Annotated in this window: 3 protein-coding genes; all 3 read left to right on the top strand. The window is 62.7% G+C overall.

The window, feature by feature from the left end; genetic code table 11:
- Positions 1-944 (top strand): type VI secretion system baseplate subunit TssK (gene tssK / locus E5W87_RS14520; RefSeq protein ID WP_292398316.1); only part of this gene is annotated, 944 nt, incomplete at its 5' end.
- A 4-nt stretch (positions 945-948) separates the two neighbouring features.
- Positions 949-2,271 (top strand): type IVB secretion system protein IcmH/DotU, encoded by a 1,323-nt coding sequence (icmH, locus tag E5W87_RS14515; RefSeq protein WP_292398314.1) that lies wholly within the window; start codon positions 949-951, stop codon positions 2,269-2,271.
- A gap of 1 nt (position 2,272) precedes the next feature.
- A partial coding sequence (tssM, locus tag E5W87_RS14510) for a type VI secretion system membrane subunit TssM (RefSeq protein ID WP_292398311.1) occupies positions 2,273-3,196 on the top strand: 924 nt, incomplete at its 3' end.

The following is a 3,196-nucleotide window of genomic DNA, read 5'->3' as shown; positions in this document are numbered from 1 at the left end:
TCCGCGACGCCGTCCAAGGCGGTTCAGATCCTGAAGAAATCGAAATCGCACGTCCGCAGGCGCTGCTGCTTGCACCCGGAAAATCGGTTGGTGGCTACACCGCCCTGCCCATAGCCGACATCAAAGGGGTTCGAGCCGATGGCGGCGTCTCCCTGGATGAGACGTTCCTGCCGCCGACACTGGTTACCGGAGCGGTGGCCTGGTACCGGCAGTTGCTTTTGGAAGTCGTCACCGGCCTCGACCAAATCGCCGAGGCGCATGGCAAAATGGTCATGGGCGGGCCAGGGCGTAGCGTCGAAGACCTATTGATGCTCAATCTCGCCAATGCGGCGCGTCCACGACTGGCGCACATGCTGGCGCAGGATGTTTTCCATCCGGCCGAGCTTTACCTGGAGCTTGCCGGTCTTGCCGGTTCGATGGCGACCTATGGCTCCAGCGCGCGACGGCTGAGCGAGTTGCCCGCCTACGATCACATGGCGCCCGGCCCCGCATATTCGGCGCTGGCGGACGCCTTGCGCTCACTCATCCTGAGCCTGCGTTACATCGAGCCTAAATCCCGCGCACTGCCGGTCATGCGGCATTCGACCAACGTCTGGAAAATCCGCATCGACAACCCAAAGCTGCTGGTGGCCAGCCGGATCGTTATCCGGGTCGGTTCCGAGCTGTCGGAAGATGCCTTGCGTAAGATTTTCGTCAACCAGGCGACGGTCGGTTCGGCCGATCAGTTCGAGGGTCTATGGAAATCCCGTCTACCCGGCATTCCACTGAAACCGCTTCATTCCCAGCCCCGCGAAATCCCCTACGATGGCGATCGGCTGTGCCTTGAACTGGATCAGAAAAGCGAGCACTGGGCATCGCTGCTCGATGCCCCCGGCTTCGTCATTGGCGTGTCGGGTGTACTGCCGAGCGAGCCGCAGGTGGACTGCTATTCGGTAAACAGGTGAGATCATGAGCAGGGATGATCCTTTCGGACTGTCGGAGGATCGCGAACGTACTCGCATACGGCTGACCGGCGCGCCGATGCCGCGACCGATGACGCCACTCCTGTCGGGCGCGCCAATGAAACGGTCGCGTACGCATCCCAACACACTTGTCAACGCGTTCGCGCCCTTGCTCGAGTTCGCGCCCGAGCTTGAAAGCGCGCTGCCACCGGAAAACCCGGAGGCGATGCGCACGCGGTTGCTCGATGAGCTGGTTCGGGCACGCGACGCGGCAATGTCGGCGGGGTCCTCGCTGGAGCGTGCCGACCAAGCAGCCTGGGTGGTGGCGGCGTTGCTAGATGATCTGGCCTTGAACACGCCATGGGGCGGCGCCAGCGCATGGCCGCGCCAGCCGCTTGTGGTGATGCTGCGAGGCGATGTCGATGCTGGCACGCAGTTCTTCACGCGTCTCGACGAACTGGAGCGGCATCCGAACCGAGATCGCGAACTGCTGGAACTGCAATATCATTGCCTGGCGCTCGGCTTCCGCGGCAAATATCGTGTTCCAGGCCGGTCGGGCGACCGCTCGCTCAATGCCGTTCGTGTTGCTGCGGCGCGCTTTCTACGCGATGCCGATGCCGACGGCGCGCCGTTGTCGCCGAACTGGAAAGGCGTGATCGCATCCGATGAGCCGCAGCGCTTCATCGTGCCGATCTGGGTGATGGGGCTCGGCGCGGCGGTTCTCGCCACTGCAATCTATCTCGGGCTATCGATGGGACTGAGCAGTCAGGCGGTCGAGCTTTCGACGCTGGTTCGAGCTTTGCCGCCGCCAGCCCGCGGCGATATCAGTCGGACATCGCCACAGGTCGACGCGCCGCCGCCGGAGGCAGTGGATTTCGCGCTGGTGCCGGAGTTTCAGGCCGGAGCGCCGGCGAATCTCAGAGCTGCGCTAAGCGGCACCGAGAGCGTTTCGCTGGCCAGGCTGATTATTCAGGCCTCCAACCCCGAATTGTTCCAGTCGTCGCGGCCGACACTGACGGAAGGCTTCGAGCCGCTGATCGGTTCAATCGCCAAAGTGATCCTGGCCAATCAGGAACTGATCGGAAACATCACAGTGGTCGGCCATACCGACAGTATTCCTTTGCAACGGTCCAATCCGCTTTCCACCAACCAGCGCCTGTCGGAAGCGCGCGCAGCAACCATTACCGAGATGCTGGTTCAAAACGGTGTGCCGCAGGACCGCATTCGCTTCGAAGGACGTGCAGCTACCGATCCAGTGGCCGACGACAGCACGCGCGCGGGACGGGCCTTGAACCGCCGCGTCGAGGTGCTGGTCGAAAAGAGGCTATGAGATGTTCATCCTGCGCTTCCTCTGGGCGGTTCTGACATCGCGCTGGCTGTGGACGCTGATCGGCATCACGCTGCTTTCCCTGGTTATCTGGGTGTTCGGCCCGATCGTCAGGGTCGGTGCTTACGAACCCTTCGCCTCGGAAAATGTGCGCATCGTCATCATTGCGCTGCTGGTCATCTTCTGGCTGATCTGGCTGATCGTCGCGCAGCGCCGGGCGATCCGAGCCAACCGCATGTTCGTCGCCGAAATCGCTGCGCCAACGGTTGAAAAACCGCTGAGCCCCGGCGAAGAGAACGTCGCCGCAGTCGGTGCCAAGTTCGCCGAGGTGATGGCCGAATTGAAGCGCCGCAAGCTGGGCGGACGCAAGTTCCTGCGCGAGATGCCCTGGTACGTGATCGTTGGGCCACCGGCCACCGGCAAGACCACGGCTTTGCGCCAGTCCGGCCTGAACTTTCCAATCGACCTCACCGACGACCTGCAGGGGGTCGGTGGCACGCGCAACTGCGACTGGTTTTTCTCTGAGAACGCGGTTCTGATCGACACGGCGGGCCGTTATGTGCAGCAGGAGAGCCAGCCCGACGTCGATGCCGCGGAATGGCTGGGCTTCCTTGATCTGCTGAAAAAGCACCGCGGCCGCCGGGCGCTGAACGGCGTGATCGTCGCGCTGTCGATCGACGCGCTTTCAGAGGGCGACGAAGCCATCAAGGCACATGGCCGTAAGATCCGTCGGCGCCTGGCAGAGCTCAACGACCGGCTCGAAATCCGCCTTCCGGTCTATTTGATGCTGACCAAGGCCGATCTGATCAAGGGTTTCGAGGCTTTCTTCGGTGGTCTGTCGACGGCCTCGCGTGAGCAGGTGTGGGGAACGACCTTCGCACTGGATGCGCGTGTCGACGCAAAGACCATCGAGCGGGAAATCGCCACC

The sequence above is a fragment of the Mesorhizobium sp. genome, assembly GCF_004962925.1.
Lineage (GTDB): Bacteria > Pseudomonadota > Alphaproteobacteria > Rhizobiales > Rhizobiaceae > Mesorhizobium.
This window is presented reverse-complemented; position numbering and strand designations above follow the sequence as displayed.

Coding starts and splice junctions, on each gene's coding strand:
- icmH (WP_292398314.1), top strand. CDS start 949: ATGAGCAGGGATGATCCTTTCGGACTGTCGGAGGATCGCGAACGTACT.